Consider the following 23,813-nt stretch of genomic DNA (forward strand, 5'->3'; position numbering starts at 1 on the left):
CCTCAAGGAGGGAGCTCTTAAAAAGGTCAAAAAAATGAGTAAATACGCTTAACTAAGATGACATTGCCTTTAGGGCAGGGGTAACAATCCCGAAAGCTTTCGGGAGAGGAATTATCAAATTTCAATTTTTGTCATGTACTGGAATTTCAGGTATAAAAAGGATAATCTGTTTATATTGAATAGTATACATTTTTATCCACTATATTTTGGCGTATCTTTGTAAAACAGGACCACAAAAAGAATGCTTATGAAAGGAAAAAGGATCCCCCCGGTTGTTAAACATACGGCACTGATATCGTTTCTGTTCCTGGCCGTTGCTTTTTTATTTGCAGAAAAAGGGAAAAGAGGAGAGGGGAAGAAAGTGACCTCAGAAACAAACATTTCAAGGAAAGACCTGATTGAAAAGAAAACCGATACGGCAACACTCGCGGCAGGATGTTTCTGGTGTGTGGAAACCCAGTTTGAACAATTAGAGGGGGTACGGAAAGTAATTTCCGGCTATATCGGCGGTAAGGTGCCTAATCCCACTTATAAACAGGTATGTACCGGGACTACCGGGCATGCGGAAGCCTGTAACATCGTATATGACCCTTCCGTAATTTCCTTTGACGAATTGCTGGAGGCCTTTTTCATAGCACATGATCCCACGCAGTTGAACCGCCAGGGGAATGATATCGGCACACAATACCGCTCGGCCATATTTTACCATAATGCCACACAGAAGGAAAAAGCCGAATATTACATTAAAAAACTCAATGAAGAACAGGCTTACGATAAGCCTGTCGTTACGGAAGTGTCTCCCTATACCGTATTTTACAAGGCGGAGAACTATCACCAGGACTATTACGATCTGAATAAATCGGAACCCTACTGCCGGTATGTTATTCAGCCCAAGCTGGAGAAATTCAAAAAGATTTTTAAAGCCAAACTGAAACAATAATCCCGGATAAAATGAACACGATAAAAAATAGTTTCGTCCTGCCTGTTTTTCTGTTGACATCATTCTTTATGTGTAATGCACAAAACCAGACTATGGATAACAAACATAAAAATAACCCGTATTATTCCCGAACAGATACCACACATTTGGATGTGAGTGATGCAAAATGGAAAAAAATACTTTCTCCCGAATTGTACCACGTGGCCCGGGAGCAGGGCACGGAACGTGCGTTTACCGGGAAATACTGGAAAAGCGATACCAAAGGCACCTATTACTGTGCAGTATGCGGTAATCTTCTGTTCCGGTCCGATGCCAAATTTGCCAGCAGTTGCGGCTGGCCGAGCTTTTTCGAAACGGAAAGGGAGAACAGTGTTATTTACAAGGAAGACCATTCACACGGAATGGAACGTATAGAAGTAGAATGCGCCCGGTGCAATTCGCACCTCGGCCATATTTTTAACGACGGGCCCGCACCCACCTATAAACGGTATTGTATGAATTCCGTTTCCCTCGATTTTGAACCGGACAGGTAGGAACGCATGTGTAGTGGAAGTCTATTCTTCGACAGATCCTATACAAAACAGCGTTTCCCCTTTATTCACCGGAGGTGTGCCCACTTTGTAGAGAATGGTCCCTTCTGCGGGGGAGCGGATTTCGGCTTTCCTGTTCCCGAACTCATCTGTGATAAAGCCCAGAACATCTCCTTTTTTAACCTTGTCCCCGCTTTTATGCTTGCTGTAAAAAATACCTTTTTCAGGAACACGTATGTATGTCTGGGCATTTAATAATACCGGGGCCCTGGTATCGGGAACGGTTTTGGCAGACGGTGCTTTATAGATGCCGAGATGGGCAAGCATGTTGTAAACCGCCTGTTTGGTGGCCCGCACGTTTTCCGGTTGCACATTGCCCAGTTTGCCCGCTTCGATACTCAGAGCCGTAATACCCTGTTGAGTAGCCTGTTTAAAAGCATATTTTGCCGGTTCTGCTGAAGTTATGGTATAAGGGTAAGAAACAATATGCCGGAAACCAGACTTTTCAGACAGGGTTTTTGCCAGCTTTGTTTCTTCCGGAGTATCCCGGCGGTTGTAATAGCAAACAAAGGGAAGCAGGTCTTCGCTCGCGTCTCCGCCGTGAATGTCCAGGAAAAAATCAGAGTGGTCTATGATCTCACGGGTGATGAGATAGGCCAGTTGTTCGGTCACTGTTCCCGTAGCCGATCCGGGGAAGGTGTTGTTCAGGTTTTTTCCGTCTACCGGGTTGATAAAGGGAGTTCGCCCATAGAACGCTTCTATGTTCGCTATCGGAACTACGATAAGCGTACCGGAAAGCATGTTGATATCGACCTCGTTCAGCAATTCCTGTACGGCCACGATCGGCGGGTACTCATAACCGTGCACTCCCGCTACAATACTGAATACGGGCCCCTTGTTTTTTCCCTTGATAACGGTAACGGGAAGCCGGGTTTCATTTGCGCCGTCCTTTACAGAAAAAGCCGTGTCTTTCCGGAAAGCCGATTCCGATCTCAGCAGGGGCTCTACGGTTTGTCCGTAAGTGACAAGAGAAAAAAAGCTGCAGAACAGTAGTATACCTTTTCTAAAGTTTTTCATGTTGAAGGGAAACAAAATTGAGCGGCAAAAATAGTGATACCGAAGGGAAATGCAAGGCACTTGCATTAATGTTCAAATATATTTAACATCGATTTTTGATCCGGCCGCTTCGATACACCCCGGCGGAGCCGGGGCACTCAGCGGCCTTTGCTTTGGCTGATTTATATAAGTAATCTTTATAAGTTAATAAAGCCAGTACAAGAGGGCTGAGTATTCCGGCTGCGGTTTGGGTACTCAGCGGTCTTTGTCCCGGCCACTTCGGTACGCTCCGAACGGAGCCGGGGTACTCAGCGGCCTCCGTTCCGGCTGTTTTATACAAGTTAATCTTCATAAACTAATAGAGTCTGCACAAGGCAGCTGAGTGTCCCGACTACGGTTTGTTTCCTCAGCAACTTCCGTTTGGTCAATTTCAGGTCAACTTACATAAATTAACAAAGCCTACACAAGAGGGCTGAGTGTCCCGAGCTACGCTCGGGATGTACCGAAGCCAGGCCTCACTATTCCTATTTATTATATTTGTATGAAAACCAACCAGATAATGGCAAAAGGATACATGTACATTCTGGAATGTAGTGACAATTCCTATTACACCGGAAGCACCAGGGATATCGAGAGGCGGTTACGCCAGCATATGGAAGGAACAGGGGCCAATCATACCGCAAAACGCTTACCCGTTACCTTGCTGTATTACGAAGAATACGATCGTATAGACCATGCCTTTTATCGCGAAAAACAGGTACAGGGATGGAGCAGAAAGAAAAAGGAAGCCCTTATGGATGGTAATGTGGAACTGTTGCCGGGCTTAGCTAAAAAAATATTTAATAAGCACAAAAGGAAGTGAGTAATTGTACCACCGGCCGCGCAGAGTGGTTTAGTAAAGATTTTCTTAAACTTGTCCTTTAGCTTGCCGCTGCGGAAGTTGCTGATGGTATTGTGGTCAGGTTTGGCCCTGCCACTGAGCCAGACAAGGTGAATGTTCTCGCTCAGGGCCTGCTCAATCTTGCGCGAAGAATACAGGTTACGCAAGTAGGCATAGACTAAAACTTTTAGCAATACTTTGGGATGATAGCTTGAGGTTCCGCCCTGACGATAGGTCTGCTCCAAACTGCTCAGGTCTGCCGGGTCTAAAATCGTGTTGACAATACGTACAGGATGGTTTTGTGGTAAAGTTCATCATAACTGGATGGAAGCAGGCTCAACTGACCTTGATCGTAGGGCTTCCAGATTGCTTTAGTCTTGTTGTTGGGGTAACAGATTAACGACAGGTTATTCAGTTATTGAGTTCGTGCGTGATGCCTAAATAACTGAATAATCAAATAACTAAATACAACCTCATTTGCAACATTCAACCCGAAAAACATTCGTGTATCCGTGGCAAAACCAAAACGGGAAACTTACAACAAGCGAAAAACCCCACAACCTTTGATCCTGATCCGTTGCTTTTCGGCTCATGTTTAAATTTACAAACACCTTGCCTTAATACAAAAAAAGAGGCCGCCTTTTAGACAGCCTCTTCTAAACTAACTAACTCAAATAATCATTAATAAAAGTTCACACGAACACTACAAAATTCAGGGTTTAAATTTTTATTCGCGTTAATTTTACATTAGCAATTTATTAAATAACTGAGAAATAAAATAATCAATTAATATATAATTAACATTTTACGAGATGTTAAATCAATTTTTGTTATATTTTCATGTGTTTTCTAAAGAAAACGATAGTTTTTTTACTCCCCGTTTGTTATATGTGTATTTTTTGAGGTCATTTTGTAATGATGTGTAAAAATAAGGAGGTGTAACATGCTGTAGAATAGAAAATCCTTTGTTTGACCCCAAAAAATACAGGGGAGCGATGTTTTTTAACGATCTTGCAGGGCAAATACACGTTGTAGCAAATCGGTAGTTCTTGCCGTGGCCTTGTTTCGTATTTCTTTTTCTTCCACGGCGATCATTGTATATACCCCTTTAAGGGCCTCGTCGGTTACATAATCCGTAAGGTCGGGATTGACATTGTTGGTGAGTGGTATGGAATTGTACTTGTTAATGATGTTACCCCACACTTCGGTAGCCCCGACGCGGGACAGGGAATTATTGATCACCGGGGAGAATTTGTTGTACAGTTGTTGTTCCGTAGTGTTTTGCAGGTAGGCGGTTGCTGCATTATCTCCGCCTAACAGAATATTCTTTGCATCTGCAAAAGTGATATTCTTTACAGCATTTACAAAGATCGGTGTGGCCTCTTTGACTGCGTCTTCCGCAGCCCTGTTGAGCACTTTCAACCCCTCGTCCGCAAGGTTTCCGAGTCCGATGTCGCGCAGGGTCTTGTCTACTTTCTGTAATTCCGCGGGTAAAAGGATCTTTACCATTTCGTTCTTGAAGAAACCGTCTTTTCGGATGAGTTTGCTTACCTGTTTGTCAATGCCGAAATCCAGGGCTTGCCGGAGGCCGGAAGCAATTTCTTCATTGCCCAGTGTTGTGGTATTGGGTAATTGATTGACGACCTGCTGCAACTCGGCGCAGGAGAAAAGTAAGAACACACTTATCAGTGATAATGCTTTTTTCATATTGGATGTTTTTTAATGTAATTGGCAGAACAAATGTACTATGAAAAAACAATAGTCTTGTTATTATGGGCCATTACTTTCCGTGAGATATGGAGCTTCACAGCGCGGGCGAGAACCATTTTTTCCAGGTCACGGCCTTTCATTACCAGGTCCTGGATGGAATGGGAATGCGTTACCCGGGTAATGTCCTGCTCTATGATAGGGCCCGCATCGAGTTCTTCGGTGACGTAATGACTGGTGGCGCCAATGATCTTCACACCTCTTTTGAAGGCCGAATGGTAGGGCTTTGCACCGGGAAAGGCAGGGAGAAAGGAATGGTGGATGTTGATGATCCTGTGCGGGTAATGGTTGATCAGTTTTTCCGATACGATCTGCATATACCTGGCCAGTACGATAAAATCGACCCGGGATTCTTTGAGAAGGCGCAGTTGTTCGGCTTCCGCCTCCTTTTTATTCGTTTTGGACACCGGTATGTGATAAAAGGGGATGTCGAAACGTTCGGCTACGGTTTTGAGATCGTTGTGGTTGCTTATGATAAAAGGGATCTCCACACGGAGTTCTCCCGAATTGTACCTGCCCAGAAGATCGTAGAGACAATGGTCGTACCGGGAAACAAAAACGGCCATTCTGAGTTTGGGGTCTTCAGTGTGGATTTCCCATGACATGCCGTATTTTTCCGCTATGGAATGGCCGAATTCGCGTTTGAGGTCTTCGGGTGAACCGGGAAATTTTGCAAACTGGCTTTCCAGTCGCATGAAAAATACACCGTGTTCCATGTCCACATGCTGGTCTATATAGATGATATTGCCGTTTTTCTTGTAAATAAAACGGGTTACGGAAGCAATGATCCCTTCGGTATCCCTGCAGGAAATGAGTAATGTAATTTTGTCCATATCTTTTCGGGGCTTGCTTTAAAGCCCGTCTAAATTAAGCCAAAAAAGCAAAGGATTTTTAACATTGCTTTAAAATTACAAATTTGCTGAAAAACGGGATATTTTTTAATAAATCCGTAAATTGCACAACCAAAAACGTGATTTTGTTGCAAATGAAACAGTAATTGTTCAGAATGGCGTCCGGAGTACCGCTTTGTTGAGGTAAAGTCCGGAGGCTTCGGGAACTAACAGGTATAAAATCAGAATTAAGTGAAAACAGAAATATACAAACCAGAGAACAACGTCAGGATCGTTACTGCTGCTTCCCTTTTTGACGGGCACGATGCAGCTATCAATATTATGCGCCGTATTATCCAGTCCACCGGGGTTGAGGTTATTCATCTCGGGCACGACCGGAGTGTGGAAGAGGTGGTGAATACGGCCATCCAGGAAGATGCCAATGCCATTGCCATGACTTCCTATCAGGGAGGACATAACGAATACTTTAAATATATGTACGACCTTTTGAAGGAAAGAGGTGCGGACCATATCAGGATATTCGGCGGCGGCGGCGGCGTTATTCTCCCTGAAGAGATCAAAGCGCTCCATGAATATGGTATTACCCGTATCTATGCTCCCGATGACGGACGGGAAATGGGCTTGCAGGGGATGATCAACGACCTGGTAAAAAAGGCCGATTTCCGTTCCCCGGCCTTCCGTAACGGGCAGGAAGTAGGCACGCGCCTCAGGAATAAGGATGTAAACACCATTGCGCGTCTCATCACACTGGCAGAGAACGATCATGAAGCGTTTGAGAAGAAGTTTACCCCCGGCAGCGGAAAAAAAACAGTCCCGGTATTGGGGATAACCGGAACGGGCGGAGCAGGAAAATCGAGCCTTGTGGATGAGCTTGTACGCCGTTTTCTGGCGGATTTTCCCGAAAAGACCATCGGCATACTTTCCGTAGACCCCTCCAAAAGGAAAACGGGCGGGGCCTTGCTGGGCGACCGCATACGGATGAATGCCATTAACAATTCAAGGGTATACATGCGTTCACTGGCCACAAGGCAATCCAATCTGGCCCTGTCAAGACATATCGCGGAAGCCGTTGACGTGCTGAAAGCGGCGGAATATGACCTTATTATCCTGGAAACTTCGGGGATAGGGCAGTCCGATACGGAAATCCTGGACCATTCCGACACGTCACTCTACGTAATGACCCCTGAATTCGGGGCGGCCACCCAGCTCGAAAAGATCGACATGCTGGATTTTGCCGACCTCGTCGCCATTAACAAGTTCGATAAAAGGGGGGCGCTCGATGCCCTGCGGGATGTAAAGAAACAATACCAGCGGAATCACCAGCTTTGGGATGCTGATCCGGACGCACTTCCCGTTTTCGGTACCATTGCATCGCAGTTCAACGATCCCGGTATGAACAAACTCTACAAGAATGTGATGGATAAAATAGTGGAAAAGACGGGCGCCGACCTGCATTCGTCTTTTGAGAGACACCACGAGATGAGTGAAAAAGTGTTTGTGATCCCCCCGAAGCGCGTACGTTATTTATCGGAAATTGCGGATAACAACAGGCATTATGACGAAACGGTGGAAAAACAGGTAGCCGTGGCGCAGAAACTGTATGGGATATGTATGGCCGTTTGCAGTGTACTGGATGAAAAAACACCGGCTGCCGTTATTACCAGGTCCGGCCTGGACGGGGATAAGTTGACAGAGCAGGCCGGGGACGACGAACAGCGGTCGTTCCTGAAGTTGCTGCTTGCGGAATTTGACCGGGTGAGGATGGAACTCGATCCGCACCACTGGGAAACCATCCTGAACTGGGAAGACAAAGTAGGGCGATATAGAGCATCCGAATATGTCTTTAAGGTCCGGAACAGGGAATTGCGGATTAAAACCCATACCGAATCCTTGTCGCATACACAAGTGCCCAAGATCGCCCTGCCGAAGTATAAGGCCTGGGGCGATATACTCCGATGGAGTTTACAGGAAAATGTGCCGGGGGAATTTCCGTATACTTCCGGATTGTATCCTTTTAAAAGGGAGGGGGAAGACCCCACACGCATGTTTGCAGGAGAAGGCGGCCCGGAGCGTACCAACCGGCGTTTTCACTATGTAAGTCTGGGTATGGAAGCAAAGCGGCTTTCCACGGCTTTTGATTCGGTAACGCTTTACGGGAACGACCCTGGCCACCGTCCGGACATTTACGGGAAAATAGGTAACGCAGGCGTTTCCATTTGTTGTCTGGACGATGCCAAAAAGCTGTATTCCGGGTTTGACCTGGCCGACCCGAAAACTTCGGTGAGTATGACCATTAATGGTCCTGCTCCCATGCTGCTCGGTTTTTTTATGAATGCTGCTATCGACCAGCAGTGCGAAATCTATATAAAGGAAAACGGCCTGGAAGCCGGGGTGGAGAAAAAACTAAAGGAAAAATTCGACGACCGGGGATTGCCAAGACCGGCCTACAATTCCGTGGCGAGCGGAAAAAAACGGTTGCCGGAAGGTAATGACGGCCTCGGGCTTTTATTGCTGGGACTTACCGGTGATGAGGTGTTGCCCGCGGAAGTGTATAACGAAATAAAACAGCGAACTCTCTCACAGGTACGCGGAACGGTACAGGCCGATATCCTGAAAGAAGACCAGGCACAGAACACCTGTATTTTTTCCACAGAATTTGCCCTCAGGCTTATGGGAGACGTACAGGAATATTTTATAGAGAACAATGTGCGGAACTTTTATTCCGTATCCATTTCCGGGTACCACATAGCGGAGGCCGGGGCCAATCCCATTACACAACTGGCCTTTACCCTCGCCAACGGGTTCACCTATGTGGAGTATTACCTGAGCAGGGATATGGATATTAACAAATTCGGCCCCAACCTGTCCTTTTTCTTCTCCAACGGTATCGATCCCGAATATGCGGTGATTGGCCGTGTGGCAAGAAGGATATGGTCCAAGGCCATGAAACACAAATACGGCGCCAATGAACGTGCCCAGATGTTAAAGTACCACATCCAGACCTCGGGCCGTTCCCTGCATGCCCAGGAAATCGATTTTAACGATATACGTACTACATTACAGGCCTTATATGCCATTTACGATAACTGTAATTCCTTGCATACCAATGCCTACGATGAAGCGATAACCACGCCTACTGAAGAGAGCGTACGCCGTGCAATGGCCATACAACTTATCATCAACAAGGAACTCGGACTGGCAAAAAACGAAAATCCCATCCAGGGTTCCTTTATTATTGAGGAACTGACCGATCTTGTGGAAGAGGCCGTATTGGCGGAATTTGACCGTATAACCGAACGCGGAGGTGTTCTCGGTGCCATGGAAACCATGTACCAGAGAAGTAAAATACAGGAAGAAAGCCTTTATTACGAACATCTGAAACATACGGGCGAATTTCCTATTATCGGGGTAAATACCTTCCTTAGCTCCAAGGGATCGCCCACAGTGATCCCCGGTGAAGTGATCCGTGCTACGGAGGAAGAAAAACAGCATCAGATACAAACCGTGGAAAACCTGAAAAAGGCCAATGAAGAAAGCGCGCAGCAGGAACTGGAAAATGTACAGCGTGAAGCCGTAGAAAACAGGAATATCTTTGCACAGCTAATGGAAGCCACGAAAGTATGTTCACTCGGACAGATTACCGAAGCCCTGTTTGAAGTAGGCGGGCAATACAGAAGGAATATGTAGAGAATTGATGTTGGACCATAAGACTTGGGGCATACAAACTTTATTTAGGCATGTCATAAGTCTTGCGTCATATAGTCCTGAGTCAAATCAACCATAATTATTTTCAGATGAGATCATTATTTACAGAATTGTTTGCCTATAACGACGATTGCAATAAAAGACTAATGGATACTTTTCGCGCTGCCGGGGATAAAGTACCCGAAAAGAGCCGAAAACTTTTTGACCATATATTGACCGCCCATCATATCTGGAATGCCAGGTTAAGTGGCCAGGTTCCGCGATACGGGGTTTGGGAGCGGCTTTCTGCCGATGTTTTGGAAAAAGTACATGAGGAAAATCAAATACTTACCGGGAAAATATTAGAGGGGAAAGACCTTTCGGAAAAAATTAATTATAAAAACAGTAAAGGAGTTCTTTACCACCGCAATATTGGAGATATCCTGTTTCACATGGTGAATCATGCTACATATCACCGGGGACAGATAGCGACAAACTTTCGCGAATCCGGCCTGGAGCCATTGGTTACCGATTATATTTATTACAAAAAGTGAAGTGAGAAACAACAAAAACCGAAAAAGGCCTTCTCGATGAGATGGCCTTTTTTTGTACATTTGTTCAGGTATCGAATACTGGCATTTTTATATTAATTATTGTGACCATGAATTCCGATAGTGCCTGAAATTATTAACCGAAAACACAACCCGGAAAAAATGAAAGACCCCTGGCTTGAGAAATGGGACGACAGGTACAGCAAGGATGAGTATGCCTTTGGCATCCGGCCTAACGACTATCTGAAAGAACAATTAGAGCAATTAGCTGTCGGGAACATCCTTTTTCCGGCGGAAGGGGAAGGACGCAATGCCGTCTTTGCCGCTAAACTTGGCTGGACCGTTTCCGCATTTGATATCAGTGCTGAAGGAAAAAACAAGGCCCTTCAACTTGCCGGGGCCAATGATGTACAAATTGATTACCGGGTAGGCGAGTTGCCGGCATTGAACTATATCCCGGAACAATTTGATGCCGTTGCATTGATTTATGCCCACTTCCCGGCAGACATAAAATCAAAATACCACAAGTTGCTTGACCAATATCTTCGCAGGGGCGGAACCGTTATTTTCGAAGCCTTTGGTAAAAAGCACCTCGATTACAGGCTTAAAAACCCGAAAATCGGCGGACCCAAAGACTTAGCTTCTTTATTTTCAACCGACGAAATAAAGTCGGATTTTTCAAATTATGAAATTATAGCACTGGAGGAAAAGGAAATTGAATTGAGCGAGGGCTTATATCACAACGGAAAAGGGTCGGTTGTACGATTTGTCGGACGGAAAAAATAAAATTCCTCGCATAAAGTGGTTCGGTCAATACGAAATCTGATAATGACAAGTCATTTTAAAAACGGGTTGAATATTAACGAATTTGTAGAAAAAGACCCGGAAATTTCCTTTTTCATTTTTCCCGGATTCAAGAATCTTTTTTGTTGTATATCCATTGTACAGCACAGCTTAAACTCATTCACACAAAATTTTGGATAGTGTCTTTTTATGTTCTACTTTTGGAAGCTAAATGCAACTCGTAGGCAACAAACATAGCATCAGTTTTTTCTTTATCATTGCTTTCTTCCTTTTGAAAGTAGTGAACCTGCATGTTTTTGAGCATATTTCCGATCAGGATGACGATTTCGGGAACTGTGATATCTGTGCATTGTACACGGTTAATCATCACCATAACCCCATAACGTTTACTCCTGAGATCTCCGAATTTACCCCGCCTGTTTTTCCAACAGCCGAACACCTGCCTGCAGTTTATGCGGTTTTGGTGCCGAAAATCCAAACACGGGGATATTATTTTAATAAACCACCACCTTACCTTTCCTGAGCAATAATAGCATTTGCGCTGTGAAGAGAGCCTGAAAAAGTCCTTTTCAGGTGAATTCCCTGTTTACATCATTTTTAATACGAGCCATACGAGTGACGGCCTCCCGTTATCGCACCGTAACATTTTCGCAAACGGAAGAACTGCATACTTAACGCTGGTCGCATCATGGCAAAAGGGCAGTTGATCGGCGGAGGGGAATTCCGTTTTCAGGTGTCGTTTATAAACCACTGAAATTCAGATATATGATAATTACAAAAGACCTTACAAAAAAATACAACGGCTTTACAGCCTTAAACAAGTTGACCCTGAATATAAACGAAGGTGAGATATTCTGCCTGCTCGGGGCCAATGGAGCGGGAAAGACCACAACCATTAATATTCTCCTGGGATTTATCGCACCTTCTTCCGGAGAGGCCAGCATCAACGGTTTGTCAGTAACAGGAAATGCCCCGGAAACCAAAAAACACGTGGCCTATATCCCCGAAACGGTTACGTTGTACCCCAACCTTACCGGGGTGGAAAATCTGAAATTCTTCTCGTCCCTTGCCGGGTATAAACTTCATCGGGAGGAACTGTCACAATTACTGCTAAAGGCGGGATTACAGGAAAGCGCCCATCAAAAGCCTTTGCGAAGCTACTCCAAGGGGATGCGCCAAAAGGTGGGAATTGCCATTGCATTGGCCAAAAATGCCAAAGTGCTGCTGCTGGACGAACCCATATCCGGCCTGGACCCGAAGGCAGCCAATGAATTTTCGGAGATCCTGAAAGAACTTTCAGCCGGCGGAACCACCATTTTAATGGCCACACACGACATTTTCCGGGCCAGGGAAGTCGCCCATCGTATCGGTATCATGAACGAAGGAAACCTCGTCAGTGAACTGGAAGCCGGTGAAATTTCGGCAAACGAACTGGAGCAACTGTATTTGAAGACCGTATAAAGAGCAGATTCGATTTAATGATTTGATTTATAGGATATTGATTCCGACTTTGTCGGAAGGTTGATGAAGATTGAATTAAAAGTCATTATAAATCAATCTCATTCAATCTTTCTCAATCTCTTAAAAACAACAGTACCAAAACACAATAACTTATGACACGTATATTCACCCTGGCATTCCTTCTTTTCTTCGGTTATCTCCAGGCGCAAACCATTACCGGAAAGGTCACCGATACGGAGACCGGTATTCCCGTTTTCGGGGCTTCCGTAACCCTTGTGGATATGAACCGCGGAACCGTTACCGACGAAGACGGCAATTTTTCACTGGAAGGAGAGGGGACCATCCTGGTTTCGTATGTCGGGTATAAAAGCTACCGGGCCAAAGCGGGCAACAATTTTATGAACATCCGTTTGATTCCCGAGATCACTGAATTACAGACCGTTGAGGTTGTAGGCCGGACATTAAGAAGTTATGACAGCAAATATTCTTTTTCCGCTACCAAAACTGCCATGGAAAACAAGGATATCCCGCAGGCCATAAGTACGGTCACCAAAGAACTGATCGCCGACAGGCAGGCTTTCCAACTGGCAGATGCCGTTAAAGCAGTCAGTGGTGTTACGCCTTCCAGCTATTACAACCAGTATAACATACGGGGGATAAGTCAGAATGAAGAAGGGCAGATCATCAATGGGATGCGCACACGGCAGTTTTATTTTTTACAACCCTTAACCACCAATATAGAACGTGTGGAAGTGATAAAGGGCCCTGCAAGTGCCACTTTTGCCAGTGTAGATCCGGGGGGAAGTATCAATATGGTTACCAAAAAGCCGCTGCCCGTAGAACGGCAAGAGGTGAGCATCGGGGTAGGCAGTTTCAGTACTTTTATAGGGACACTGGATTTTACCGGCCCTTTGAACGAATCGAAAACGTTGTTATACCGTGTTAACGGGGCTTACCGGGAGGCACGCTCTTACAGGGATCTGGTCAACAATAAAACCATTCTGGTGTCTCCTTCCTTCAGCTATATCCCCAATGATAAAACCGCTATTAATGCCGAACTGATCTACAATGACATGAACGGGATGCTGGACCGGGGACAGCCCATTTTCGGGGCTGAAGCCGGGGTTACCGATCTTAAAAGCACTCCGATCAGCATGAATCTGAGTGCCCCGAACGACTTTTTCCGGTCGAAAGAACTTATTATCATGGGAAATATCACCCATAAATTCAACTCCAATATCAGTTTCAACACCTCCTACATGAAGCAATCGTGGACGGAAGATTTACAGGAACACCGCACTACGGGGGCATTCGCCGTGGATATGAACAATGCACCCGTGACCTCCCTGGCCGCCATGCAGTTTGTACAACGCGAACAATACTGGAATATAGACAACGTGAGCAGCTATTTCAATTTTGATTTTAAGACCGGGGACTTCGGGCACAAATTCCTGGTGGGCTATGACCTGCATTACTGGGAAAAAACAAAGGGCGGCGGACAAAATGCAGCCCGGGGATTCCTCTTGAAGGATGGTTCTGCCGTACGAACTTTTGATGTATCCCGTGCAGACGACTATCAAACCGTAGAAATTGACGGGACTACCTTACCCAGGCCGAATGTGGACCATGTTGATCTGAACAACCCCGCCCACGAGATCAGAAATACCCGGGATTATACGATGAACTCACGTATAGCCATACCCTCGGCGCTTACCACGAATAATGCCGTATACATACAGGAACAATTAAAGTTTAAACGATGGACCCTGCTTCTCAGCCTCAGGCAGGAGTGGTTCAAAGACATTACCAATTACGAAACCCCGAACAAAACCTCTTTTGAGAACCAGAGGCTTATACCGAGGATAGGACTTACCTATGCCCTGAATGACAATATTAACATTTACGGTACTTACCTGGAAGGATTTCAGCCCCAGTCGAATACAACAACACTTTTACCGAGTACGGCCAACTTTTTATGGTCGGATGTTTCTGCCGCCCTGTTCGACCCTTTGATCAGTAACCTGAAGGAGGCAGGGGCAAAGATCGACCTGTTCCACAAGCACATGAGCCTGAATCTGTCTGTGTATGAGATCAATCAGAAAAACATACTGATGAGTGCCAACAACCCTTCCCAACCCGATTTGCTGATACAGCGGGGAGCCGACAGGAGCCGTGGTTTTGAGATGGATGTCACGGGCTATATCAATCCGGACTGGCAGGTTATTGCTTCTTATAGCTATATAGATGCCAAAATCGTAAATGATGCCAATGAAGACCTGGTTGGTCAAAGAAAGGAAAACACCCCGAAAAACAGTGCCAATCTGTGGACCAAGTATAATTTCAGGAACTCATCAGCGCTGAAAGACCTGGGGATCGGATTTGGCGTACAGCACCAGAGCAGCAAGATCCCCTGGTTCACACGCGATTTTAAAGTGCCGGCGTTTACCGTCTTTGATGCCGCCGTGTATTATGCGCCGAACAATAGCAATATCCGGCTGGCCCTGAATATGGGTAACCTGTTTAATACCACGTATTGGCTGGGGGCACAGAATTACCTGCGTTTGTTTCCCGGAGCACCGAGGAACGGTTCACTCACACTGAATTACAGATTTTAAGGACACTTTCTAAAACTTTAACCATGATGAAGAACGCAGAAGTACGTATCGCAAAGCTGTTCTGGAAAATAACCTTTAAGAACAAGGCAGTTTTTATCCTGACCTTTATCATCGGGATCTTACTGGCCTATGCCGTTTTTACCGGATGGGAAAATTTCAAGACCCAGGATGAGATCAGGGCTGAATACCAGGAACAGGCCAGGCAGGACTGGCTCGACAATCCCGATAAACATCCCCACAGAATGGCACATTACGGGCATTTTGCCTTTCGCCCCAAAACCCCGCTAAGTGTTTTTGATTTCGGTATGGAAAGCTTTCTAGGGAGTTCCATTTTCCTGGAAGCCCATGTCCAGAACCCTACCAACTTTTCCGAAGCGGAGTTTTCCACGGGAATGTTGCGGTTCGGGGAGATAAGCATTGCCATGATCCTGCAAACCCTGTTGCCTCTGCTGATCTTCTTTTTAGGATTCAGAAGTATAGCTGCCGAAAGGGAGAACGGCACGCTAAAGATACTCATGAGCCAGGGGTTGAGCCGGAAGCAGTTATTAGCGGGCAAAAGCCTGGGAATGACCCTTGTAATGTCCACCCTTTATTTTCCGGTGATCCTCACTACGGTACTTCTCTGGACACTGCTCCAGGAAATGAATATCAGTATGGACGAAACATACAGGCTTTTACTCATTGTAGTGATGTATTTTATTTACCTGTGCATTTTTTGTGTTATAGCGGTCATCATTTCCGCACTGAGCAAAACGTCAAAAACAGCGCTTACCTCGTCTATAGGTGTATGGTTGTTGCTTACCATTTTGCTGCCGAGAGCAGGGCAATCCCTGGGGTCTTATTTATACCGCCCCCCGTCCAAAGCCGGGTTTCAGGCACAGATAGAAAATGACATTTTAAAAACCGGGGACAGTCACAATCCGGATGATCCGCATTATCAGGCCCTCAAAGATTCTGTCCTTGCTGTTTACAACGTGGATTCTGTTACGCAGTTACCCTTTAATTACAGCGGACTTGTGATGAAAGAGGGAGAAAAGATCACCGCGGGAATTCACAATGACCACCTTAAAAGATTACGGGGAATATATGCCCGGCAAAACAGTTTTTCGCGTTACCTGGCCTTTCTCGATCCCTATATGGGTATAAAGAACCTGTCCATGGCCCTGTCCGGCACAGATTACAATTCCTTTACTGATTTCCAGGACCAGGCGGAGGAATACAGGTACCACCTGGCCCAAAGCCTGAATGACCTGCAGATAAAGCACATAAGTAATACGGCCAAGAGTTCGGCAGATCCTGCCAGCAGGCTTGATAAAAGACATTGGGCAGAAATAGAGGATTTTGAATACCGGCCACTCGGGATAGGGGGTGCCTTCCGGAGCGAACTTATTTCGTTTTTGTCACTCCTGTTCTGGGTATTGCTGCTTGCACTGATCCTTAACCGACTCTCTAAAACCTTAAAAGTACTGTAGTGAAAAATGGATACAGGACGATAAGACTTAAGATGTGCGACACAGGAACCAATACACTACTACATCTTACGTCCTGAGGTCTTAAGTCCGAATCATCAAAAAATTAAAGTAAATGAAACTGCTATTTATAAATTTTACCCGCTCCAACAATGTCAAGATAGGGCTGTCTTTTATCATTCTGGCCGGTGTCATAAGCCTTTTGGTAGGGAAACAGCATATCGAAAAAATAAACCGGAGTGTTGACGAAACGGCCCGGTACCAGCAGGAGCATATAGAACGCCATGCCGAATACAACAAGGACGACCTGGGGCTGATGCTGTACTATATCAAATTTTCACTGGTAAACAGTACCCCGGCGTTAAATGCCCTCTCCATCGGACAGCGCGATGTTAATCCTTCGGTAAAAAGTGTAACCATACGTACTCTTGAAGCCCAGAAATACGATGCAGACCTTAACAATCCGTACAACCTGCTTATCGGGAATATCGATTTCAGTTTTGTGCTTATCTTTCTGTTTCCGCTGCTTATCATTTCCTTTACCTATAACCTGGTATCCGAAGAGAAAGAAAGCGGTATCTGGAAGATCATTGCCGTACAGAGTAAAAATCCCCTGGGGTTTGTGCTGAAGGCCTTTGGTGTAAGGCTCCTGGTAACCATCGGGGGCTTACTGCTTTTGTATGCCATAGCAGTTCCGGTATTAGGTATTGCACCCGATGCGGATTTAGGGAAATTCTTCCTGGCCTCCGTCTTATATATTCTGGTGTGGTTTGCCATATGTTTTTTTGTGGTGTCGCTGCAAAAAAGTTCCAGTTTTAATGCGATTATCCTGCTCACCATATGGATATTGCTTGTATTTGTCCTGCCGGCGGCTATCAATAATGATCTGCAGAACAGGTATCCGCTTCCCGAAGCACTTGAAACCACGGTGAAACAACGAAAGGGCTATCACGAAAAATGGGATATGGATAAGGAACTGACCATGGACAAATTCTATGCGCATTATCCTCAATTCAAAAAATATGCCCTGCCCGAAGGTGATTTCAGCTGGCTCTGGTATTATGCCATGCAGCAGATGGGAGATGACGAAGTCTCGGAACAATCAGCAGCATTAAGGAAAAAACTCGGACAAAGGAACACAGCCGCTTCCCGGATCGCACAATTTATCCCGACACTCCATTTGCAGCTTTCACTCAACGATATTGCCAAATCCGGATTGGACAATCAATTACGCTTTCTGGACGAAACGGGGCGGTTTCACGAAAGGCTGAAGCTGCACTTTTATCCGAAAATATTCGGCGGAGCCCCGGTAACTTCTGAAAACTGGGACGATTTTAAGGTAGAAGTTTTTTCTGATGAAACCACGTTGAGCAGAACAAGGTTATACACACCACTACTCATTTTTATCGTGGTTTTCAATATTCTCGGCTGGTTTATTTTCAAAAAGCGGTTGCACCGTCTTTGACGAATTGATGTAAGACGATAAGACTTAAGACATACGACACACAGGAACCGAATCAGTCCTAAGTCCCAAATTAATGACTTATGAAATTTAGCTTTTATCTGTTATTGAACCTGTTGTTGTTATCCCATACAGCAACAGCCCAGCAAAAAAAGGTGACCGGGATGGTTTCGGATGCACAGGGCCGGCCATTGCCCGGGGCGACCGTTATAGTGAAGGAAAGTACAAACGGTACACAAACGGACTTTGACGGCAATTATGCCATCGATGTTACCGATGGGGCCGTATTGGTATTCTCCTATATCGGTATGTCCACCGTAGAAATCGAAGTAAAAGAATCATCCCGTATAGACGTTGTATTGAGAGAAGATACACAGAAACTGGACGAAGTGGTTGTAACCTTTAAAGAGCCCCTTGTTGAGGCAGGTAAAGGGAAGGTTACCTTCAACGTTGCTTCTTCCGCTACGTCGAGCGGAGTGTCTTCCTTCGACCTGCTGAAAAAAATTCCGGGAGTGAGTATCGGGCAGAGCGACGAGATCGTTTTGAGAGGAACAACCGGGGTCAACGTGATGATCGACGGCAAGATGAGCTATCTTTCGGGCAACCAGTTAGGCATATTGCTCAGGGGATTAAGCGCCGAAGACATTGACAAAGTGGAGCTCATCACCAACCCTTCCGCAGCTTATGATGCTGCCGGAAATTCGGGGATCATCAATATCGTTACCAAAAAGAACAGGGCCAGAGGGTATGCTTTGAGTTTAAAAAGTAGTGTGTCCAAAGGGAGGTCGTGGATGAACAACCAGAATATTTCGGGCAGTGTCAATAGCGAGCGATGGAATGCCTACGCCTCTTTCGATTACAACACGCCACATCGTTTTCGTAAAAGTAAAAGCGGAAATACCATTGTGGAGAACGAAGAGCAGATCATATTGAACAGGGAAAACCAAAACCCGTTCGACATCAATTTCTATACCTGGAAGGCCGGGGGCGACTGGCAATTTGCTCCCAAGCACCGGATCGGTGTGCATTATCACGGTTATTTTGATGATTTTACAAGTTACAAAACCTCGTCGATCCGCAAAGAACGGACGGACGGCAGCCTGTTTTCCGATGTGTATTCTACATATGACCTGGAGGAGCCCTATCATTACGACGCTATAAACATGGATTACCGGTTTGACATCGATACCACAGGAAAAAAAATAACCGCAGATGCCCGGTACATTTCGTATCGCAATTTTTCGGACGGATTGATGGAGGGAAAGCATTATGATGCCGAAGGGCAGTTGCTCCGTACCCATACCATGCGTATACATCAACCGGGTTTTATCAAAATAAAGTCGGTACAGGCCGATGCCGACCTGCCGTTCCCGGAAGTGGGCTTTAAGGCCGGATTAAAGTTTGCCAAGGCGAGCAATGACAACAATTTCCGTTCCGAAGAAAAAACAGGGGATGATTTTGTGGAGCTCCCCGAACTCACCAATCATTTTAAGTACAAGGAACAGATCAGTGCGGCTTATGTGTCGGCCTCCGGAACATTGGGGAACGCCGAGATTGAAGCCGGGATAAGGTTGGAGCACACCCGGGCGGAAGCATTGTTGCTGGACGGTTCGTTTGACAACGATTGGGAATATACCCGTTTGTTCCCCAATCTGTCTTTAGCCTATTATTTGGGCGATGACCACAAACTCGATCTGGCCGTCAGCCGGAGGATCAACCGCCCGTCGTATTCCAGCCTGAACCCCGTACGCTGGTATAACGACGAATACTTCTATTATTCCGGGAATCCGGAGCTTGTCCCCGAAATGGGATGGTTGTTTTCGGCTTCCTATACCTTCATGAAAAAATATATTCTTTCCGCCGAATACAGCAAACGCAACAATTATATTTCATACAATTTGTCTTACGATGATAACGGAGTGACGGTCAGAAGCCGGAGCGCCAATTTCAGTCACTTCGACCGGGTAGACTTTAACCTGATCGCCCCTTTTCCGATTGCTGATTTTTGGGAAATACAATTTTTCGGCGGACTCAACTATACCACTTACCCGCTTTCGGAGGCGGGGAAGGAGCGCGACCTCGGCAAATGGGCCGCAACACTATCGGTACAGCAACAACTGAAATTCCTGGAACATTATTCGGCAGATATTTCTGTGAAATACACCACGGCCGAACTGCGCGGGGTGTATATGACCAAAGCGGTGTTTTTTACGGATCTCGGGATTAAACGTTCTTTTCTGGACGGTAAACTTGATGCTGTTTTTACACTGAGCGATGTTTTTAACGGTTACTGGATGTACGGAACCTCCCAGAGCAGCTTAACAGATTATTATTATGAAGACAAACCCGACTCCAGGAGGGTCGGGCTGACCCTTCGGTACCACTTTGGCGGAAACCTCATTAAGGAAAAGACAACGAAAACAGATGAGCAAAAACGTCTGTAAAAGAGCACAAAACAATAATTGAAAAATCAGAATTTATTGAATTCCATTGAATGGGCTTACATTTTACATCACAAAAATAAAATGACTGTTACCCCTTCAAACCTTGACAGTTGTATGCAATTAAAGCAAAAACTGTAACCAATCGGAAATTTTATAGTCTTATCCGTATAAAACTATAAAACAACAGACAGAATGAATCGAGTTATCCGCCCACAATTTTTAATACTGTTTTTGCTGATTTCATTTTCCTGTAAGACAAACAGGGATTCTACACCTCAAAACATAAACAAATTCCGGGAAGACCATCCTCAGTTTTCATCAAAATTTGAAACACGGCTAAAAGGCATCTTCAAAGAAAAAGAATTGTTTGGCGATTTTATTTTTGCTGTGGTTGATGAGAATGGATTGGCTTATTCATTTGCTTTTAACAGGGAGATTTTAAATGGCAAAGAATCGTCTCTTGACAATAATTCCCCCATTTATATTGCATCGGGCACCAAATCATTTACAGGGACATTACTCAAAATATTAGAACAAAAAAAAATACTGGAATTAAACAAATCACTTCATGATTACCTTCCTCAACTAAATTATAATGACAGTATAGACACAGAGAACATTACCATTAAAAGCCTTTTAAACCACACTCACGGGACATTTAGTACAAGTATGACATGGAAAACAGCCTTTTTGGGATATAGTGGTAAAAATGAAGAATTGATCAACGATCTGAATACCGACTTTCTTCTTGACCCATCAGGTAAATTTCGATATTCAAATGTCGGTCCGATCATTGCCGGTATGGTGGTGGAAAACGTAACGGGAAAAACGTGGAAATCAGAAATGAAAGACTATATTTTCACACCTTTAAAAATGGAAAACACAAGTGCGAATGTCAGTGATTATAAACTAAGAGACATTCGTCCGTCACTTACTGTTTCCAATGAAAAAGGAGTCATTGAAAAGGGTTTTTATAAAAATGATATCACAATGCATGCAGCAGGAGGAATAATTTCAACTGTAAACGACCTTTCAAAATGGTTAAGCACAAACATTGGAGAAGGCACTGTTTTACTGAATAAAAATTCCTGGTCGGAACTTCACACATCAACCACATCACAAGACAGGGAATATTTCACTTACCATCGCTCGGGCTATAGTTTAGGTTGGGACGTTGCTGAATATCAGAATGAAAAAATACTGACACGTTTTGGAGGTTTGGCGGGGATCAGTTTTCATATGTCATTTATGCCGGAGAAAAAAGTTGGAGTTATTGCTTTTTCGAATGACAACAGAGCTTATCTGTTGCCTCATTTAATGGCCGATTATGCGTACAATCTGATAAATACGTTACCGGCCGACAGTATTTTCAGGAGTGAAAAACCAAAATTTGATAAAAGTTTTGAAAGGGAGAATGAAATCGCATACCCTAAAGATTCGCAAATTCTAACCGCAAGCAATGATAACGATAAGATAGCGGGCGCATATCAAAATGCGGAAAATTGGCCGGCCATTTCCATTGACAAAAAGGACGATTACTACATATTTAACTGGGGCATATTAAAGGGTAAAATATATAAAAACGAAGAAAACGGCTACTTTAGTAATCTGGGCGTTTTAACGCGCGACTTTGAAATAACGAATGACACTCTTTTGACGGGGTCATTGATTTATAAAAAAGCGAAGGAATAAAAAACGTACACAATATAGGCTGTTAATTAATTGTTCTCGCATTTTCTGGTCGGCGTGTACTTGTAAAATTAAGTGCTAACTCAGGCAACAATTCATGGCCAAAATCATTGGTAGTAATTCGGCATTCAAATAAAATTTATCTTCAGAATATTAAAAAGCAGTGTAACAAATTTTCATTTAAGTTGTCTTTAGTTTAATTAACAGCTTAAATCGAATGAAAAATGAATAAGTCCCGGATTACATTAGTAATAATTTTAACAGTACTTTTTTCCACGCATAGTTATGCTACATGGTCTATCATCGCGGTAGACCGGAGCACAGGTGAAATAGGTATTGCAGGCGCTTCCTGTACTTTTGATGTGTCCGGAATAGCTTCAATCGTTCCGGGAAAAGGAGCCATCGTGGTTCAGGCCGGAAGTGATTATTTTGCACGAATGAAAGGCGTGGAATTAATGAACCAGGGAAAAGCCCCCGAAGAGATATTGATGGCCATGAAAGATGAAAAATTCAATCCCGAAAGACAACAATACGGGGTAATTTTATTAAACACCGGCACAAGTCCTCTTATTTATTCCGGTACCGAAATCAGGGATTGGAATGGCGAAAAGGCGGGCATCGATTTTGCCGTTATGGGCAATATCCTTCCGGGGGAACAGGTCGTTTTAAACGCTTACAAGGCATTTAATGAAAACAGGGACAAACCTTTAGCCGAGAGGCTGATGCTGGCCCTGAAAGCCGGCGAAGAAGCGGGTGGCGATAAAAGATGTGAAACCCAATATGCAAGGTCAGCTTTTATAATGGTTTACAAGCCTCAGGACGAAGCTATTTTAAAACTTGCAGTTCAGGGTATAAAAAAAGGGGGGAAACCTGCCGTAACTTTACTCAATCAACAATTTGCTTTCTGGCGCAAAGAGGAAGGTGAAAAAGGATCAAGATCAAATGTTGTGGAGTAAAGTGGATTTCAGATATGAGACGTTAGATATACGACCTATGACTATAAAGGTGTAAGAATTAAAAACTGAGTTCTTAAATCGTTAGATGTTACAGGAAGTTCTTCAGGTATTGTTACCCGGATTTCTGATATATTAACTTGTAACCCGCAACGTATAACACCTTTTCATTTCCGCATTAATAGGTTAGAATATTTGTTACATAGTCCACAACATTTGGGCATGGTCCATGATCCCCGTTCTCTGTGCAACAATGAAATATCCCAAACAAAAAACGGAACAAAGAAGAATTTTTCTTCTTTGTTCCGTCGAGTGCGCTCGAGAGGATTCGAACCTCCACACCTTGCGGCACTGCCGCCTGAAGACAGCGTGTCTACCAATTTCACCACGAGCGCATTTTCAGTAAAGTATCCCTTTCTTTAAAGGGTAGGCAAAACTAAATAAACTTTGGGAATTGACAAAGCGTTATTTTAAAACATTTTTGAAAATAATTATAAAGTGTTGGGAGTTAAGGACGGTAATATTTCATTCATTCGGTTTTACCGATCTGAAGTGAGGCGATGGTCGAAATTCTGAGACAGAAAAGTAGTTTAAACTGTCATTTCGGGCGGAGTCGGGAAATATATCGATCGGATAATAAATCTTCTCGACTTCGCC

16 protein-coding genes, 1 tRNA gene and 1 pseudogene are annotated in these 23,813 nt (G+C 44.6%); 13 read left to right on the forward strand and 5 right to left on the reverse strand.

What is annotated here, in order from left to right; genetic code table 11:
• Positions 1-247 precede the first annotated feature (247 nt).
• Complete coding sequence (gene msrA / locus LS482_RS17610) at positions 248-940, forward strand: peptide-methionine (S)-S-oxide reductase MsrA (protein ID WP_233028826.1); 693 nt, start codon at positions 248-250, stop codon at positions 938-940.
• 68 nt (positions 941-1,008) lie between these two features.
• Positions 1,009-1,473, forward strand: coding sequence for a peptide-methionine (R)-S-oxide reductase MsrB (gene msrB / locus LS482_RS17615; protein WP_437441020.1), 465 nt, complete (start codon positions 1,009-1,011; stop codon positions 1,471-1,473).
• Between the two features lie 21 nt (positions 1,474-1,494).
• Here msrB and LS482_RS17620 read toward each other — a convergent pair whose 3' ends face one another.
• Positions 1,495-2,547: a succinylglutamate desuccinylase/aspartoacylase family protein gene (locus tag LS482_RS17620; RefSeq protein WP_233028827.1), complete on the reverse strand. Its 1,053-nt coding sequence runs from the start codon at positions 2,545-2,547 to the stop codon at positions 1,495-1,497.
• Between the two features lie 538 nt (positions 2,548-3,085).
• On the opposite strand from LS482_RS17620, the gene LS482_RS17625 reads away from it, so the two are divergent.
• Positions 3,086-3,388 carry a GIY-YIG nuclease family protein gene (locus LS482_RS17625; protein ID WP_233028828.1) on the forward strand — a complete coding sequence of 101 codons (303 nt, stop codon included), beginning with the start codon at positions 3,086-3,088 and terminating at the stop codon, positions 3,386-3,388.
• A gap of 80 nt (positions 3,389-3,468) precedes the next feature.
• On the opposite strand, the pseudogene LS482_RS21815 reads toward LS482_RS17625, so the two are convergent.
• The 3 genes and pseudogenes from LS482_RS21815 to purU all read right to left on the reverse strand — a co-directional run.
• Positions 3,469-3,702 (reverse strand): annotated as a pseudogene (locus LS482_RS21815) (transposase); the annotation flags it as partial.
• 706 nt (positions 3,703-4,408) lie between these two features.
• Positions 4,409-5,113, reverse strand: a complete 705-nt coding sequence (locus tag LS482_RS17630; RefSeq protein WP_233028829.1) for a DUF4197 domain-containing protein — start codon at positions 5,111-5,113, stop codon at positions 4,409-4,411.
• A gap of 38 nt (positions 5,114-5,151) precedes the next feature.
• Positions 5,152-6,006, reverse strand: a complete 855-nt coding sequence (gene purU / locus LS482_RS17635) for a formyltetrahydrofolate deformylase (protein ID WP_233028830.1) — start codon at positions 6,004-6,006, stop codon at positions 5,152-5,154.
• Between the two features lie 249 nt (positions 6,007-6,255).
• Between purU and LS482_RS17640 the strand changes: the two genes are divergently transcribed.
• The 10 genes from LS482_RS17640 (at position 6,256) to LS482_RS17685 (ending at position 23,159) form a co-directional block, all read left to right on the forward strand.
• Entirely contained in the window at positions 6,256-9,711 is a 3,456-nt protein-coding gene (locus LS482_RS17640; RefSeq protein WP_233028831.1) for a methylmalonyl-CoA mutase family protein, read from the forward strand.
• 107 nt (positions 9,712-9,818) lie between these two features.
• Positions 9,819-10,262 carry a DinB family protein gene (locus LS482_RS17645; protein ID WP_233028832.1) on the forward strand — a complete coding sequence of 148 codons (444 nt, stop codon included), beginning with the start codon at positions 9,819-9,821 and terminating at the stop codon, positions 10,260-10,262.
• A gap of 159 nt (positions 10,263-10,421) precedes the next feature.
• Positions 10,422-11,045, forward strand: coding sequence for a class I SAM-dependent methyltransferase (locus tag LS482_RS17650; protein ID WP_233028833.1), 624 nt, complete (start codon positions 10,422-10,424; stop codon positions 11,043-11,045).
• Between the two features lie 783 nt (positions 11,046-11,828).
• Positions 11,829-12,524, forward strand: coding sequence for an ABC transporter ATP-binding protein (locus LS482_RS17655; protein WP_233028834.1), 696 nt, complete (start codon positions 11,829-11,831; stop codon positions 12,522-12,524).
• Between the two features lie 152 nt (positions 12,525-12,676).
• A complete protein-coding gene (locus LS482_RS17660; protein WP_233028835.1) occupies positions 12,677-15,139 on the forward strand; it encodes a TonB-dependent siderophore receptor in 2,463 nt (820 codons plus the stop codon).
• Between the two features lie 23 nt (positions 15,140-15,162).
• Positions 15,163-16,611: an ABC transporter permease gene (locus LS482_RS17665; RefSeq protein ID WP_233028836.1), complete on the forward strand. Its 1,449-nt coding sequence runs from the start codon at positions 15,163-15,165 to the stop codon at positions 16,609-16,611.
• Positions 16,612-16,723: 112 nt separating this feature from the next.
• Positions 16,724-18,073 (forward strand): ABC transporter permease, encoded by a 1,350-nt coding sequence (locus tag LS482_RS17670; protein ID WP_233028837.1) that lies wholly within the window; start codon positions 16,724-16,726, stop codon positions 18,071-18,073.
• An 80-nt stretch (positions 18,074-18,153) separates the two neighbouring features.
• On the forward strand, positions 18,154-20,514 hold the full coding sequence (locus LS482_RS17675) for an outer membrane beta-barrel family protein (protein ID WP_233028838.1): 2,361 nt from the start codon (positions 18,154-18,156) through the stop codon (positions 20,512-20,514).
• A 192-nt stretch (positions 20,515-20,706) separates the two neighbouring features.
• Entirely contained in the window at positions 20,707-22,206 is a 1,500-nt protein-coding gene (locus LS482_RS17680) for a serine hydrolase domain-containing protein (protein ID WP_233028839.1), read from the forward strand.
• A 221-nt stretch (positions 22,207-22,427) separates the two neighbouring features.
• Positions 22,428-23,159, forward strand: a complete 732-nt coding sequence (locus LS482_RS17685; protein ID WP_233028840.1) for a DUF1028 domain-containing protein — start codon at positions 22,428-22,430, stop codon at positions 23,157-23,159.
• Between the two features lie 310 nt (positions 23,160-23,469).
• On the opposite strand, the gene LS482_RS17690 is transcribed toward LS482_RS17685, so the two are convergent.
• Positions 23,470-23,551: transfer RNA gene (locus tag LS482_RS17690), tRNA-Leu, on the reverse strand.
• Positions 23,552-23,813 lie beyond the last annotated feature (262 nt).

The organism is Sinomicrobium kalidii (assembly GCF_021183825.1).
Taxonomy (GTDB): domain Bacteria; phylum Bacteroidota; class Bacteroidia; order Flavobacteriales; family Flavobacteriaceae; genus Sinomicrobium; species Sinomicrobium kalidii.